Below are 14,650 nucleotides of genomic sequence, written 5' to 3'. Positions count from 1 at the left end.
GGGCCCGGGCGCCATCGAAACCGGGCGCCATCGAAGCGGGGCGCCACCGAAGGGCAGCGCGCCAGGCGCGAGCCTTCCCACGTGCAGGCTACCGGGCGGCAACTCTTGATCAATCGAGAGCCGGTTCAGCAATAAGGCACAGCAGTGATCCTGATTACAACCTCGCTGCCCTGGGTTATTGTTGATGTGATGCGCAGCACGCTCGAGAGGTGGCGAGTGACCTGTGCTGTCCGAGAACGGACGGTCGCGGCTCCTGCTCGGCGTAGACGAGCGGTGGCTGCCTGCCCACTTCGGTCCGGCCGGGTGCGACCGCACCGGGCGGCTCGCGCAGGGCCCGGGGCGGGTGCGGCCGCGTAGCAGCTCCGGATCGACGAAGCTCGGACGCGGGGTCCGAGGTGACGTTCCGGGAACCAACGGTCCGGTGTGGACACCAGGGATCACGGGCGAGCGAGTCCGCCGCGGCTTTCCGGAATCGGCGTGCTGGGTTCGGCGACGAGAGGCGGTTTTCGTGAGCAGCGAGATCAAGCGCACGCGTGATCACGGGTGTGGCGCACACGTGCACAGCAGGAGGTGGGACCGATGACGGCCACTGCAGACGATCGGCAAGCCGAATTGACCGCAGCGGGCCTGTGCGGCCAGAACAAGGCGACGCTGGGGCGGATGCTCGGCACCGGGAACGTCGAGCACGCCGAGGAGGGTCCGGACGGCCGGATGCGCGCCACGGTCCGGATCCGGGAGGACGAACTGTGCTGGGACCCGGCGACGATCATCCTGCCGCACGGCGGTGACCTCGAGCTCACGGTCATCAACGACGACAAGAACACGCACTGCGCGGTGCTGCCCAGCAACGGCGACAACATGATCATTTGGTTGGTGAACCACTCCAAGGGCACGGCCGACCTCCGGCTGCAAGGGCCCGGTTACTACTGGTACAGCTCCACGACCGGCAACGACGAAGGCCGCGGCCTCACCGGCGCGATCGTCGTCAGCGGCGACGTCCCCAAGCACGCCCGGCTCGACCGTCCCGCCCAGCCGCGCCCGTAGACAGGAGCACATCATGACCGACTACGTCGATGCAGGTCAGGCCGTCCCGCTCGGGACGCTCAGCAACGTCAAGGGCAGCGCGCCCGCCACCGGGAACGTCGATTACGAGCGCGTGCGCAACGCCCGGTCGGAGCCGCAGAACTGGCTGACCTACTACGGCACCTACGACGGTCAGCGCTACAGCAGCCTGGATCAGATCAGCAAGGACAACGTCAAAAGCCTCTCTCCCGCGTGGGTGTTCCAGGCCGGTTCGACGGGGCTGCACTCCGGCGCGTCGACCTACTCCTTCGAAGCCGCCCCCATCGTCGTGGAGGGCATCATGTACGTGTCCGGCCCGGACGGGAAGGTCTGGGCGCTGGATGCGGAGACCGGCGAAGAGCTCTGGCGCTACAAGCACGCCTCCCCCTTCGACGTCTCGCTGTGCTGCGGGAACGTCAACCGCGGCGTGGCCGTGGGGCACGGCAAGGTCTACCTCGCCACGCTCAACGCCCACCTCGTCGCGCTGGACGCCCGGACCGGCGAGCCCGTCTGGGACGTGACCATCGGCGACGTGCGCGCCGGGGAGAGCCGCACCGTGGCGCCGCTGCTGGTCAAGGACATGGTTCTGGTCGGCAGCTCGGGCGGGGAGTTCGGCACCCGCGGGAACCTAGACGCGTTCGACGCGCACACCGGGGAGCGCCGCTGGCGCTGCTACACGATCCCCAAGCCCGGTGAGCCCGGCTCCGAAACCTGGCCTGCCGACGGCGAGGCGTGGCAACGCGGCGGCGGCAACTGCTGGGTCACCCCCACCTACGATCCGGACCTGAACCTGATCTACCAGGGCACCGGCAACCCGGCACCGGACTTCGACGGCGCCGTGCGTCCGGGCGACAACCTCTACACCGACTGCGTCGTCGCCGTGGACGCCGACACCGGCGAGATCCGCTGGCACTACCAGTTCACCCCGCACGACCTGTGGGACTACGACTCCACGATGGAGAACCTGCTGTTCGAGCACGAGGGGCGCAAGCTGCTCGCGCACGCGGACAAGAACGGCTACTTCTTCGTCCTGGACGCGGTCAACGGCGAGCTGGTCCGGGTGTTCCCGTTCGTCGACCGGATCACCTGGGGCGAGATCAGCCCCGAAGGCGAGGTCACCGCCAAGGTCTACCCGGACGCGGAAGGCGTGCCGGTGCACTTCTGGCCGGGGCCGGCCGGGGGCAAGGAATGGACGCACATGGCCTACAGCCCGCAGACGGGGCTGATCTACGTGCCGGTGCAGGAAGTCGGGGCCACCGCCACCCGCCGACGCCGCGAGTTCAAGGAAAGCATCCCGTACTGGGGCGCGGGAGTCGCCGTGGACCTCGACGACCACTACGGGTACGTGGCCGCCATCGACCCGCTCACCGGCGAGGAGAAGTGGCGCTGGCGCAACGAGTACCCGATGTGCGCCTCGGTGCTGACCACGGCGGGCGGGTTGGTGTTCACCGGACTGCCCACGGGTGAGTTCGTCGCCCTGGACGCCGTGACCGGCGAGAAGGTGTGGCAGTTCCAGTGCGGCAGCGGGCACCACAGCAGCCCGACCACCTACAGCGTCGACGGCCGCCAGTACATCGCGGTCCCGACCGGTTGGGGCGGCTGGATCGAGGGCTTCCTGCCCGGGCTGCTCGGGGGCTCGGCGGGCGACGCGCTGTTCTCCTTCGCACTGCCGGAGTAAGACCGCAGCGGGGCGTCGGCTCGGAACCGACGCCCCGCGAGGTCCCGATCGACTCGAGAGGACGGGACACCGTGCAACTCCACGGCCGCGACGACGGCGGGGTCGCCCGGCTGCCCGGGGAACCGGCGAGCGCATGAGCACCGATCGAACATTGGCGCAGCCGCAGACCAGCAGATGGATCTGCGAGCTCTGCGGCTGGGTTTACGACCCCGAAGAAGGCGACCCCGACGGCGGCATCCCGCCGGGGACGCGCTTCGAGGAGATCCCCGACGACTGGATGTGCCCGATCTGCGGGGCGACGAAGTCGGATTTCCGCGAGCTCGAGCCGGGCGAGCAGATCCCGATGTAGTGCGACCCCCGATGCAATGAGGCCCCGATGCATGAGGACGCTGATCAATGATCGCCGGGTACGACCACTTCGTCACCCTCGCCGATTCGCTGCAGTGGGACGAGTTCGCCCTCGACCTCGACGCCGACGTCCAGGCGTGGCCCCGATTGCGGGACGCGGAGCGCACCCAGCTGCTCGGACTGACGGCCGGCTTCTGCATCGGTGAGAACTCGGTCGCGGGCGAGCTCGGTTCGTTCCAGGTCGCCGCGGGCGACGAGTCGATGGCGGCGGCCTTCCGCGCGCAGGAGCGCGACGAGAAGCGGCACGCGCGGTTCTTCGACCGCGTCGCGGCCGAAGTGGCCGCCGTCCCGGGAGCCGACGTCCCGGCCCGGCTCGACGTGCTGCGCGAGCACGTCAGCCCCGAGATCGTGGAGCTGTTCGAGACGCGGCTGCCCGCCATCGCCAAGCAGCTCGCCGACGACCACTCGGGGCTGGTTCCCGCGGTCGGGCTCTACCACATGATCCTCGAGGGCGTGGTCCTGCTGGCGGCCCAGCACGCCATGCTCGACGCGCTCGAGCACCTGTCGGTGCAGCTGCCGGGGCTGCACAAGGGCATGGAGTTGGTCCTGCGCGACGAGCGCTGGCACATCGGGTTCGGCTCGCGGGTCATCCAGAACGCCGAGATCCTCGACGACGAGATGGAGGAACTGCTGCGGGCTGGCGAGCAGGCATCCTCCGCGTGGGGAGAGCTGATCTCGCCCGATGCCATCGAGAAGACCGCGCAACTGCACCGGCGCAGGCTCAAAGCCGTCAACATCAAGTTCTGGTGAGCGTGCGCCCTCGGCGAGCGTGCTCGCTAACGCCGCACGACAGCTCCGAGCCATCCGGAGCACTCGATTCCCGGTCCGCAGCAGCGCGATCGACACGAGCGCTGCTCATTACAAGCACGGTGCACCTCGGCTATGGTCGATGTGACACACAGCACCTATGGCACGGCGCTGTCGTGCAGCTGAAAGGGGGTGCAGACATGGAGTCGGAAACCCCGCAATGGGAGCCGCCCCGGTTCGAGGAAATCGGTTGCGCGGCCGAGGTGACGATGTACGTCGCCCAGGTCGAAGACTGAAACCGGCGAGCGTTCTCGAGGCCACCACGGACATCGGGCCGCCGGTGCCCGCGGTGGCCGCCTCGCCGCCGGAGCCGCGAGAGTCGCCGCAACCTCCCGGATCAACTGTGGACACAAGGAGTCGGCGTGCTGGTGCGAGTGCTGGGTTCGGCGGCGGGAGGCGGTGTCCCGCAGTGGAACTGCGGATGCCCGTGTTGCCGGGCGGTGCGGGAGGGTTCCCGGCCGTGCCTGCCACGCACCCAGTCATCGATCGCGATCAGCGCCGACCACGAACAGTGGTTCCTGGTCAACGCATCGCCGGACGTGCGCGCCCAGCTGGAGGCGTCGCCGGCGCTGCTGCCCGCCGCGGGCAGGGCGACACCGCTGCAAGGGGTGCTGCTCACCGACGCCGAGCTGGATCACGCGCTGGGCCTGTTGCTGCTGCGCGAGGCCGAATCGCTGGAACTGCACGCCACCGCCGCGGTGCACGAGACGCTGCGCACGGACAACTCCTTGCTGGCCACGTTGCAGGCCTACTGCCCGGTGAAGTGGCGGGAGGTCGTGCCCGGCGAGGACGTGGCGCTCGGCAACGGCCTGAGCTATCGGGCGTTCGACGTCCCCACCACCAAGCGGTCCCGCTTCGGGCCTGATCGCGGCCCCGGCAGGGTCGTGGGCTACCGCTTCACCGACGAACGCTCCGGACGTGCCGCGGTCTGCCTGTCCGGAGTTCAGGAGATCACCGGCCAGGTGCGCGAACAGCTGCGGGACTGCACCGGCCTGTTCATCGACGGGACGTGCTTCAGCGACGACGAAATGCCGCGGCTCGGCCTGGCGAGCAAGACCTCCCGCGAGATGGGGCACCTGCCGATGAGCGGTCCCGGCGGCAGCCTGGAGCAGCTCGCCGAGCTGCCCATCGAGCGCAAGATCTACGTGCACCTGAACAACACCAACCCGGTGCTGCTGGACGACTCGCCCGAACGGCGCGAGGTCGAGCGGCTCGGGTTCGAAATCGCCACCGACGGGACAGAGGTGCAGATCCGACCGTGACGGCACTCGACGAATCGCGGACTTCCGCAGGCACCGAGGAATTCGTGGCCGCGTTGCGCGCCCACGCGCAGCGGTACCACCACCAGCACCCCTTCCACGTGCGCATGAACGAGGGCAGGTTGAGCCGCGAGCAGATCCGCGGCTGGGTGGCGAACCGCTACTACTACCAGGAATGCATCCCGATCAAGGACGCGGCGATCCTGTCGAACTGTCCCGATCCGGCGGTGCGGCGCCGCTGGATCCGGCGGATCCTCGATCACGACGGGACCGCGGACGAGCCCGGCGGCATCGAAGCGTGGCTGCGGCTGGCCGAGGCGGTGGGCCTGAGCCGCGAAGAGGTCCGCGACGAGCGCCACGTCGTGCCCGGGGTGCGGTTCGCCGTCGACGCCTACGTGACCTTCGCCCGCACCCGGCCGTGGACCGAGGCGGTCGCTTCCTCGCTGACCGAGCTGTTCGCACCGGACCTGATGAGCCGCAGGCTCGCCGCGTTCGAGCAGCACTACACCTGGGTCGACCGCAAGGGCCTGGCCTACTTCCGCAACCGCCTGGAGCAGGCCCCGCGCGACTCCGAGCACGGCCTGCAGGTGACCACCGAGCGGTGCCGCTCGGCCGCGGAGCAAGAACGGGCGCTGGCGGCGCTGTCGTTCAAGTGCGACGTCCTCTGGAGCATGCTCGATGCCATCGACCAAGCCCACCCCGGCTGAGCCCGCCCGGCTGCCGGACTCGGCCCGGCCGCAGCTGACGACCGGGCTGCGGTTGACCTTCGACGAGGTCCGCGCGCGGGACGTGCTGCTGGGCCCCGAATCGGTGCTGGTGCTCAACCCGACCGGCGCGGCCATCCTGCGGCTCTGCGACGGGCGGCGGGACATCGGCGAGCTGATCGCCGAACTGCAGGCGCGCTTCGCAGGCGTCGAGCCCGGCGAGGTGCGTGCCTTCCTCGACCAGCTCGCCGCCAAGCGGTGCGTGGAGGCCGCCCATGACCGACATGAAGCCTAGCCCGTTCGGCCTGCTGGCCGAGCTGACCTACGCCTGTCCGCTGCACTGCGCGTACTGCTCGAACCCGCTCAACCTGGCCGACTACCGGGACGAACTGTCCACTGCGGACTGGCAGCGCGTGCTGCGCGAGGCGCGCGATCTCGGCGTGCTGCAGTTGCACCTATCCGGCGGGGAACCGTTGCAGCGCCGCGACATCGTCGAGATCGTGCGCACCGGCAGCGAACTCGGGATGTACACGAACCTGATCACCAGTGCGCTCGGACTGTCCCGCAGGCGCGCCGAAGAGCTGCGCGCGGCCGGTCTCGACCACGTGCAGATCAGCGTGCAGGCCGACGAGCCCGCCACCTCCGACCGAATCGCAGGCACCCGCTCCTTCGCCCGCAAAGCCGAGGCCGCCCGAATGGTCAAGGAACTGGGATGGCCGCTGACGGTGAACGTGGTGCTGCACCGGCAGAACATCGACCGCATCGCCGAAATCCTGCGCCTGGCCGAGGAATTGGGCGCCGACCGGCTGGAACTCGCCAACACCCAGTACTACGGCTGGGCCTGGCGCAATCGGGACGCGCTGCTGCCCGGTCGCGGTCAGATCGAGCGGGCCGAACAGGTGGTGCGATCCGAGCGGGAACGCCTGCCGCACATGGAGATCATCCACGTGCTGCCCGACTACTACAGCCAGTACCCCAAGGCGTGCATGGGCGGATGGGCGCAACGCCAGCTCACCATCGCGCCCAACGGGGACGCCCTGCCCTGCCCGGCAGCGCAATCGTTACCGCTGCCGCGGGAAAGCGTGCGCGAGCGCCCGTTGGCGCGGATCTGGCAGGAGTCACCGCTGTTCGAGGCGTTCCGCGGCACGGACTGGATGCCCGAGCCGTGCCGGAGCTGTTCGCGCCGCGACGTCGACTTCGGCGGCTGCCGCTGCCAAGCGTTCCAACTCACCGGCGACGCCGCGCGCACCGACCCGGTCTGCCACCTCTCGCCGGACCGCGAACTCGTCGACCAGGCGGTACGCGCGGCCAACGCGAGCGAGGAAACCGTCCGCGGCGAGCTCACCCCGCGGCTGCATCCGCGAGACCAGCGTTGACGGGCTAATCGCTGTCCAGGGGAACCTCACCGAAGGCCATCAGGCTGATGACGAAGTAACCGATGTAGAGCGCGAGCAGAACGGCCCCGTGCCAGCGGCGCAACCGCCCGGTCGCCAGGAAGATCGCCGAGAGGACCGTCATCACCAGCAGCACGGGAAGGTGCCAGGACAGCACGTTCGCGTTGACCGTGATGGCCCCGCCCACCAGCAGCACGATGCCGAGCTTGCCGGTCACCGAGAACACGATGCTGCCGATGACGTTGGCGACGCCGATCTCCGGCGCACCCCTGCGTGCGGGCTCCACGGTGAGGAAGAGGTCCTCGAGGGAGAGCACCAGCGTCGCGATCGTGACGCCGAAGACGGTGCCGTCGATGCCGAACTCGTCGAGGATCCCGTCGGTGCCCTGTCCCGCGATGCTGGCTCCGACGACGAGACCGGCCAACGCCAGCACCGCGAGCGCGAGACCGGCCCACAGGGGCCGTTGACGGGCTTGCACGAAGCCCTGGTCGACGCGCAGGTCGTTCGGGAGGGCGAGTCCGCCGGTACCGGAGGCCCCTGCGTCGTCCGCCGCATCGTCGCTTTCGGCTGCTCCGGCGGTAGGCGTCGCCGCTGCACCGGCGCGCGTGCCGACCTTCTCGACCTGCTCGTAGAGCTCGGCGTTGCGGAACACCGGGCGTCGCGACGTGTATTCGCGATAGCCGATCCAGCACACGAACGCCACGAACAGGACCAGCAGCACGATGCCCGTGACCGATGTCAGCGCCCCGGTCAAGGCCAGGGCCCACAGCACGACCGGCCCTGCCACGAAAAGCGCGAGGTAATCCTTGGGAACGTCGACGCGGCACGGAGCGATCAGCGCTGCCAACGCCAGCACGATCCCCGTCATCGCGATCGTCGTGCCGATCACCGTGCCCAGGGCCACGTGCTCCAGTTCGTCGACGTTGAGCACGATGCCGAATGCCAGATCGTCGAACTCGATCCCGGTGAACACGACCGCGATGAGGAACAGCGAGACCGCCCACCTGCTGGCCACGCCGACCAGGAACCCGATGAGCTTCTCTGCGCTGTAGACCAGCAGTGCGATGCCCAATGCGAACTCGACGACCGGGATCACGGGAAACTCCTCGCCGAGCCGACGTCAGGGAGATCCGATCATGCTGCCCCGCTGCGCGCGGGTTTGCAACACCGTTTCCCCGGCCGGTCGCCGGTGCGCACTCCCGCCGAGCGGCCGAACGACACCCGGTGCGCCTGTGGCGAGATCACCGTCCGGACGGCGTGCGCGTCCGGACCCTCGGGCCCAGCACGACGCTTTACCACACCAGCCATCTCCCATAACCTGACGATCATGACCGCTTGCAGCTCCCGTCCGGAGCGGCGGTGAGGCCATGAGCGTCGCGAACCTGCACGAACGGACCTTCGCCGTCCAACCGCAGGCAGTGGGTGCGCTGCTCGACGCGCTCGCGGCCGAGGGAGATCCCACGTGGCCCGGCGACATCTGGCCCGCCCTGCGCCTCGACCGCCCGCTCGGCATCGGGGCGACGGGAGGACACGGACCGATCCGCTACCACGTGGTGGCCTACGTCCCTGGCCAGCGGGTGCGGTTCCGGTTCGACCGGCCACACGGGTTCGACGGCTTCCACGAGTTCATCGTGCTGCCCGACCATGACGGCACGGTGCTCCAGCACAAGATCGCCATGCGAGTGCGTGGTCCTGCGCTCTTGACGTGGCCCCTGGTCTTCGGCCCGCTGCACGACGCTCTGCTGGAGGACCTGCTCGATCGTGCGGAGGAACACCTCACCGACGGCGTCGCTCGACGCGCCCGGTGGAGCTGGTGGGTCCGAGTGCTGCGTCGCCTGTCGATGCCGCGGCGCAAGACCTCCCGGGCGCAGGCGGGCGAGTCCGCCTAGTCGCGCGAGAGTCCTCAGTGGACCAATCGGCGAGCGATTCGGGGGAACCTCGGCCGCGCGGCGCGGCTAGCACTGCTCGTTCAGCCAGGCCGCGGTCGCCTCGGCAGCAGCTGTGCCGGGACGCAGGGGTATGCCGTGCCCGCAGTCGAGCACGTTCAGGTGCGCGCCAACGTGGTCGGCGAGTTCGCGCAACGCCGACACGGGCACGAGCGGATCCCGCTCCCCCGCGACGATTCGCACCGGGCACCGCAACGGATCGACGTCGACCGGCAGCCGGAACCGGACCGCGTCGAGGACCGCGACCGGGGACTCGCCGACCAGTGTTCGCGCCCACGCCCGCGCGGTGGTCCGGCCCGCGTCGTCGTCGAGATCCAGGTGGTCGAAGAACATGCTGGTGGCGGTGCTGACGTCCGGCGGCCGCCACAGGCGGTCCGGACGCGGCCGCACCGGGATCGGTTCGGCACCGAAACCCCGCGGCACGACGGGAGCCACCAACACGAGCGCGGCCACGTTGCCGTGCCGGCACGCCCAGTCGAGGCAGGCGAATCCGCCCATGCTGTGTCCAATGAGGACCGCCGGGCGCCGCAACCGATCGAGCACCCTGGACAGTTCGCCGCCGGCGTCGGCAACACTGCGCAAGGAACGCCCGAGCGCATCGGCCACCGGCGCCGAACCGAACCGGCCGAACCAGTTCGGCGCGTACGTGCGCCATCCCGCCGCTGCCAGCACCGAGCTCCATTGCCGCCAGCACCAGGCGCCGTGGCATCCGCCGTGCAGCAGCACGACGGGCGGCCGATCATCCGCCGGCTCGGGGTCCGGGCCTGCGACCTCGACAACGACACCGTTCCACCGCACGCGCTCGGCGAACACCACACCACCCTCCGTTCCTCCGCCCCAGCCGGCGAGATCGAGCACGGCGGTCCGACGTTAGCGGGCGAGGAAGGGAAGTTGCGGTGATCGCGCGCATTCCACTCCGATGATGTAGCGATGGAAGAGCTGCTTCCGCTCCGCGCCCGTCCGACTGCCGAGCTCCACGGGCAAGATTTCCCAAGAACCCGTGCGCTTTGACCAGTATTCGTCCACATTGGACATCTTGCTTCCTGCCGCCGGAAGCGACGCCTTGGTCCGTCCGGACCACCACCCCCGCTGCAATTCGGCGAAGACCGCCCGAGCCATTCATTTCCGCCTCAATTGACCGATCAAATCGAATATTGACCGGCATTTCCAGCCGGGCTACGTTCAGCTCGTGGCGATCCCGGCGTACTTGCGCATCCGCACCGAACTGGAGCAGCAGATCCAGTCCGGTGCGCTGGCGCCGGGTACGCGGCTGCCCACGGAGGCCGAACTCCAGCAGCGGTACTCGGTCGGCCGCGCCACCGCGCAGCGGGTGCTGACCGAGCTGTCCCGGGCCGGACTGGTGGAACGCCACCGGCGGCGCGGCACTTTCGTCGCCGACGGTGCACGGCAGGAGAACCTGCTGCGCATGGTGCATCCGGCGCTGCACGGCCCGGAGATTCCGGGACCGCACGCGGTGGATTCGGCCATGGTGATCCCAGCCGAGGACGCCGACGTCGCCCTTCCCGGCATCACCGGGGACGCGCCGGTGAACCAAGTGCGGCGGCTGAAGTTCGACGTCGAGCACAACCCGATCGCAGTCGAGCTCGCCGCCGTCCCGTTCTCGCTGGCACCACGCCTGTTCGACGAGAACCTGGAACACCTCACGGTGCACGACTACTTCGCCCGCAACCGGATTCCGGTGGCGAAGTCGCGCGTGTACGTCGACCCGATTCCGCTCGATGCGGCGACCGCGGCCCGCTTCGGCACCGAGCCGGGCCGGGCCGTGATCCGGTTGCGCCGGTTGACCTGGCTGACCGGCGGTGGGCTGGCCGAGGCCATGTGGCACATCATCCGGCCCGACCTGGTCGAGTTTTTCGTCGAGCAATCCGTGCTGGCCACCTGATACGACTTCGCGTCCGCCCGGGGATCTGCGCTTCCCGGCCGATTCCTGCTGCCGTTGCTCCCGCAGCACGGCTTTTCCGCTCGCACTCGAAGAATGGGAGCCACGAATGACCTCACCACGCGTCGCGGTGGTCGGCACCGGCGTCATCGGCGCCATGACGGCATGGCGCCTGGCCCGGCGCGGAGCCGACGTGATCGCACTGGACACCCTTTCGCCGGGGCACGACCGCGGAGCCTCGGCCGGCGAGTCCCGCATCTTCCGCACGCTCTACAAGGAGGGATCCGGTTACGTGCCGCTGCTGCAGCGATCCGGCGCGCTGTGGCGCGAGCTGGAACTGAGCACCGGCACCCGGCTGCTGACGATGTGCGGAGGCCTCACCATCGGTCCGCGCGAGCACGCCGATGTCCGCGCCGTGCGCCGCTGCGCCGAGGAGCACGACCTCGACCACGAGGTCCTGGACACCGCGGCGGCTCGGCAGCGCTTCGCGCAGCACCGGATCGACGACGACGAGATCATGGTGTTCGATCCGGCGGCGGGCGTGCTGCGGCCCGAACCCGCGGTGCAAGCAGCGCTGCACGCGGCCGGGCTCGCGGGCGCGTCGATCCTGCCCTACCACCGGGTCGACGAGGTCGCCGAAACCGCGCGGGGTTGGCGAATCACCAGCGGTGCCACGCACTTCGACGTCGACCACGTCGTGTTCGCCCCGGGCCCGTGGGCGCGGCAGCTGGACCCGCTGAGCACGCTTCCCGTCGAGATCCGGTTGATCACCGCGTACTGGTTCGCGACCCGCGACACCGCCGCGCACCGGCCGGACCGGTTGCCGATCGCGATCCGCCGCCACCGGGAAGCCGGGTTCTCCTGCTTCCCGGTGCTGGACGGGGTCGGCATCAAGATCATCCCGCATCACCTCGGATGGCCGATCCTGCACGACCCGGCCGCGCTGCCCCGTTCGGCCGAGCCGGAGTACGCCCGCGCGGCTTCGGAAGCCGCCCGGCGGCTGCTGCCCGGGGTCGTGCCGCACCCGGTGCGGATCGGCACCTACGCCGAGGGCTTCACGCCGGACGAGCACGCCCTGCTGGGCCCGCTACCCGGGCACCGCAACGCCACCGTCATGACCGGCTTCTCCGGGCACGGCTTCAAGCTCGCCCCGGTCTTCGGCGAGCTCGGCGCCGAGCTGGCGCTCGGGGAACCCGCGAGCCACGACATCACCGCGCTGGACCCCGGCCGCCGCGCGGACTGAGAACCGTCCACACAGGACCCCTGGAGGCAACCGTGCCCACCGGTTCCACCGCCCAAATCGCCGGAGTCGTCCTCGCCAGCCTGCTCGTGATCGGTTTCGGAGTGGCCATGTCGGTCCACTTCGGACGCAAGGCGAAGACCGCGCAGGACTGGCTGTCGGCCGGCGAGTCGCTGCCGCTGGTCGTAGTGATCATCACGCAGTTCGCGACCGCGACCGGCGGCGGGGTGCTCATCGCGCACGTCGGCATCGGCTACCGCTCGGGCTGGTCGGTCTTCGCCTACGAGGGCTGCGTGCTGGTCGGCTTCCTCGGGTTGATGCTGATCGCCAAATGGCTGCGGCAGCAGCGGTTCACCACCGTTCCGGACGTCGTGACCCGGCTGTTCGGCAGGCATCGGATGGTCACCGCCATCGCCGCGCTGGCCGCCCTGGTGGTGCCGTTCGGCTGGCTGGCGACCCAGTTCGTGGCCTTCGCCCAGCTTTTCGGCCGGCTGACCGGGATGCCGGACGCCGCGCTGATCGTCGTGATCATGCTGGCATCGCTGCTGTTCGTGCTGCCGGGCGGAATGACGTCGGTGGCCTGGACGGACTTCGTGTTCGGCATCTTGATGATCGTTCTGTCGCTCGGCGTCGCGGCCTACGCGGTCGACCTGGCAGGCGGCTGGCGGCAGATCACCGAGACCGTGCCGCGGCAGCTGTGGGGCTGGGGCGGGTTCACCGCGGCCGGCGGGGAGCAGCTCTGGCTCTGGATCGCCGCGATCGTGCCGGGGACGCTGACCAACCAGCTCTACTACCAGCGCGTGTTCGCCACCAAGAAGGTCTCCGACGCCCGGCGCGGGCTCGCGATGTCCGGGCTGACGATGCTCATCGGCGGCGTCTACGCCGGATGCATCGGGCTCGCGGTGCACTCGCTGAACCCGGGTCTGACCAACGAGGAGGACGCGGCCGGATGGCTGCTGACCCGGCTGCCGAGCTGGCTGGTGGTGGTCTTCGGCGCGTTCCTGGTCTCGACGATCGTCTCGACCACGGGCGCCGCCCTGCAATCCGTGGTCGCCAACCTGACCAGGGACGTCTACCACAACATCGTGGGCGGCGAGCACGACGAACGCCGGACCGTGCGGCTGTCGCGGACGATCACGGTCGCGGTATCCCTGTTGGCCGCGGTGCTGGCGATCGTGTTCCCCAAGGCGCTGACCTGGCTGGTGGCCACCTACGCCTACTCGGCCGCGGCGCTGGCCGCGCCCATCTTCCTCGGCTACCTGCTGCACCGGCGACGCCGGCTGACACCGGCGACCGCGATCGCCAGCATGATCGCCGGGGTCGCGGGCTGCGCGGCCGCCCAGCTGGCGGATACGACCGTTCCGTACGCGGTGTACGGGATCGCCGCCTCGGCCGCGGTGCTGCTGGCACTGGCGATGCTCGCACCCGCCGACCGCGACCAGACCCCGCACGCGGGAGTGAGGAGCTGAGCATGCGGATCGCCGTCATCGGACTCGGAGTGCTGGGCGCCAGTGCCGCCCGTTCGCTGAGCCTCGCCGGCGCCGAGGTGACCGTGTTCGAACGGTCCGGCGCCCTCGCCGGAACCTCCGGAACCTCGTTCGCCTGGACCAACTCGCACAACAAGAACCCGCGCGCTTACCACGATCTCAACGTCGCCGGGATGGCCGAGCACGAGGCGCTCGCGGCGGATCCGGGACCGCACCGGCGCTGGTTCGCGCGGACCGGCAACCTGGAGTGGGCCGCCGACGAGGCCGGAACCGAGCGGCTCGCCGCTTCGGTCGCCGAGCTCGCGGCCCGCGACTACCCGGTCGGCTGGATCACTCCCGGACGCGCCCGCGAACTGGTCCCGGACCTGCGGGTTCCCGCCGGGATCGAGGACATCGCCTACTACCCGACCGAAGGTCACGTCGTACCGGCACTCCTGCTGGCGCGGTTGTGGGGCCAGGCACGGGATCTCGGGGCGCGGTTGCGCTGTCCTGCCGAGGTCCTCGGTCTGTCCGAAGTGGAGCGAGAAGTGCGGATCGAACTGGCCGACGGCACCGCCGAAGCCGACGCGGTGGTGCTCGCGGCGGGGCGGTGGACCGAGGAGCTGAGCGCCGCAGCGGGCTGCCGGATACCGATGGCCGCGACGGACGCCGCGGGCTCGGCGACCGTCGGCCTGCTCGGCTACACCGGTCCCCTGCCGGTGCGGATGGACCGGGTGCTCACCACGCCGAAGCTCAACGTCCGCCCGGACGGCGGCGGCCGGCTGG

16 protein-coding genes are annotated in these 14,650 nt (G+C 70.0%); 14 read left to right on the top strand and 2 right to left on the bottom strand.

All coding sequences use genetic code 11. The features are described 5' to 3' along the window. The first annotated feature begins 579 nt into the window (after positions 1-579). The 9 genes from IJH84_RS20035 (at position 580) to pqqE (ending at position 7,294) form a co-directional block, all read left to right on the top strand. Positions 580-1,044: an MSMEG_3727 family PQQ-associated protein gene (locus tag IJH84_RS20035; protein ID WP_200072852.1), complete on the top strand. Its 465-nt coding sequence runs from the start codon at positions 580-582 to the stop codon at positions 1,042-1,044. Between the two features lie 13 nt (positions 1,045-1,057). Next, positions 1,058-2,740, top strand: coding sequence for a PQQ-dependent dehydrogenase, methanol/ethanol family (locus IJH84_RS20030; protein WP_295147483.1), 1,683 nt, complete (start codon positions 1,058-1,060; stop codon positions 2,738-2,740). A gap of 133 nt (positions 2,741-2,873) precedes the next feature. Then, a complete protein-coding gene (rd, locus tag IJH84_RS20025; protein WP_295147480.1) occupies positions 2,874-3,089 on the top strand; it encodes a rubredoxin in 216 nt (71 codons plus the stop codon). A 47-nt stretch (positions 3,090-3,136) separates the two neighbouring features. Next, positions 3,137-3,898, top strand: coding sequence for a ribonucleotide reductase (locus IJH84_RS20020; RefSeq protein WP_295147470.1), 762 nt, complete (start codon positions 3,137-3,139; stop codon positions 3,896-3,898). Positions 3,899-4,095: 197 nt separating this feature from the next. After that, positions 4,096-4,191: a pyrroloquinoline quinone precursor peptide PqqA gene (gene pqqA, locus IJH84_RS20015; RefSeq protein WP_200072856.1), complete on the top strand. Its 96-nt coding sequence runs from the start codon at positions 4,096-4,098 to the stop codon at positions 4,189-4,191. A 126-nt stretch (positions 4,192-4,317) separates the two neighbouring features. Then, entirely contained in the window at positions 4,318-5,217 is a 900-nt protein-coding gene (gene pqqB / locus IJH84_RS20010; protein ID WP_295147466.1) for a pyrroloquinoline quinone biosynthesis protein PqqB, read from the top strand. Then, positions 5,214-5,921 (top strand): pyrroloquinoline-quinone synthase PqqC, encoded by a 708-nt coding sequence (gene pqqC, locus IJH84_RS20005; protein ID WP_295147463.1) that lies wholly within the window; start codon positions 5,214-5,216, stop codon positions 5,919-5,921. Before pqqB ends, pqqC begins: the two co-directional genes overlap by 4 nt. Beyond that, complete coding sequence (pqqD, locus tag IJH84_RS20000; protein WP_295147460.1) at positions 5,893-6,213, top strand: pyrroloquinoline quinone biosynthesis peptide chaperone PqqD; 321 nt, start codon at positions 5,893-5,895, stop codon at positions 6,211-6,213. The genes pqqC and pqqD overlap by 29 nt, the downstream gene beginning before the upstream one ends. Next, complete coding sequence (gene pqqE / locus IJH84_RS19995) at positions 6,194-7,294, top strand: pyrroloquinoline quinone biosynthesis protein PqqE (RefSeq protein ID WP_295147457.1); 1,101 nt, start codon at positions 6,194-6,196, stop codon at positions 7,292-7,294. Before pqqD ends, pqqE begins: the two co-directional genes overlap by 20 nt. 4 nt (positions 7,295-7,298) lie before the next feature. Here the strand turns inward: pqqE and IJH84_RS19990 are convergent, their stop codons facing one another. Then, a complete protein-coding gene (locus tag IJH84_RS19990; RefSeq protein ID WP_295147454.1) occupies positions 7,299-8,408 on the bottom strand; it encodes a sodium:proton exchanger in 1,110 nt (369 codons plus the stop codon). Positions 8,409-8,679: 271 nt separating this feature from the next. Here IJH84_RS19990 and IJH84_RS19985 point away from each other — a divergent pair, with 271 nt between their 5' ends. Then, positions 8,680-9,201, top strand: coding sequence for an SRPBCC family protein (locus tag IJH84_RS19985; RefSeq protein WP_295147451.1), 522 nt, complete (start codon positions 8,680-8,682; stop codon positions 9,199-9,201). Between the two features lie 66 nt (positions 9,202-9,267). Here IJH84_RS19985 and IJH84_RS19980 read toward each other — a convergent pair whose 3' ends face one another. Continuing rightward, complete coding sequence (locus IJH84_RS19980) at positions 9,268-10,116, bottom strand: alpha/beta fold hydrolase (protein ID WP_295147448.1); 849 nt, start codon at positions 10,114-10,116, stop codon at positions 9,268-9,270. Between the two features lie 331 nt (positions 10,117-10,447). Here IJH84_RS19980 and IJH84_RS19975 point away from each other — a divergent pair, with 331 nt between their 5' ends. The 4 genes from IJH84_RS19975 to IJH84_RS19960 form a co-directional block, all read left to right on the top strand. Continuing rightward, positions 10,448-11,161 carry a GntR family transcriptional regulator gene (locus IJH84_RS19975; RefSeq protein WP_295147445.1) on the top strand — a complete coding sequence of 238 codons (714 nt, stop codon included), beginning with the start codon at positions 10,448-10,450 and terminating at the stop codon, positions 11,159-11,161. Positions 11,162-11,267: 106 nt separating this feature from the next. After that, positions 11,268-12,401 carry an N-methyl-L-tryptophan oxidase gene (gene solA, locus IJH84_RS19970; RefSeq protein ID WP_295147442.1) on the top strand — a complete coding sequence of 378 codons (1,134 nt, stop codon included), beginning with the start codon at positions 11,268-11,270 and terminating at the stop codon, positions 12,399-12,401. Between the two features lie 32 nt (positions 12,402-12,433). After that, entirely contained in the window at positions 12,434-13,867 is a 1,434-nt protein-coding gene (locus IJH84_RS19965) for a sodium:solute symporter family protein (protein WP_295147439.1), read from the top strand. A 2-nt stretch (positions 13,868-13,869) separates the two neighbouring features. Further along, positions 13,870-14,650, top strand: a 781-nt coding sequence (locus IJH84_RS19960; protein WP_295147436.1) for an FAD-binding oxidoreductase, incomplete at its 3' end; no start/stop codon positions are given.

It is taken from the genome of Saccharopolyspora sp., from assembly GCF_017434145.1.
Lineage (GTDB): Bacteria > Actinomycetota > Actinomycetes > Mycobacteriales > Pseudonocardiaceae > Saccharopolyspora_C > Saccharopolyspora_C galaxeae.
The sequence above is the reverse complement of the archived record's forward strand: the minus strand, read 5'-3'. Positions and strand labels throughout refer to the sequence as shown.

Coding starts and splice junctions, on each gene's coding strand:
- IJH84_RS20035 (WP_200072852.1), top strand. CDS start 580: ATGACGGCCACTGCAGACGATCGGCAAGCCGAATTGACCGCAGCGGGC.
- IJH84_RS20030 (WP_295147483.1), top strand. CDS start 1,058: ATGACCGACTACGTCGATGCAGGTCAGGCCGTCCCGCTCGGGACGCTC.
- rd (WP_295147480.1), top strand. CDS start 2,874: ATGAGCACCGATCGAACATTGGCGCAGCCGCAGACCAGCAGATGGATC.
- IJH84_RS20020 (WP_295147470.1), top strand. CDS start 3,137: ATGATCGCCGGGTACGACCACTTCGTCACCCTCGCCGATTCGCTGCAG.
- pqqA (WP_200072856.1), top strand. CDS start 4,096: ATGGAGTCGGAAACCCCGCAATGGGAGCCGCCCCGGTTCGAGGAAATC.
- pqqD (WP_295147460.1), top strand. CDS start 5,893: ATGCCATCGACCAAGCCCACCCCGGCTGAGCCCGCCCGGCTGCCGGAC.
- pqqE (WP_295147457.1), top strand. CDS start 6,194: ATGACCGACATGAAGCCTAGCCCGTTCGGCCTGCTGGCCGAGCTGACC.
- IJH84_RS19985 (WP_295147451.1), top strand. CDS start 8,680: ATGAGCGTCGCGAACCTGCACGAACGGACCTTCGCCGTCCAACCGCAG.
- solA (WP_295147442.1), top strand. CDS start 11,268: ATGACCTCACCACGCGTCGCGGTGGTCGGCACCGGCGTCATCGGCGCC.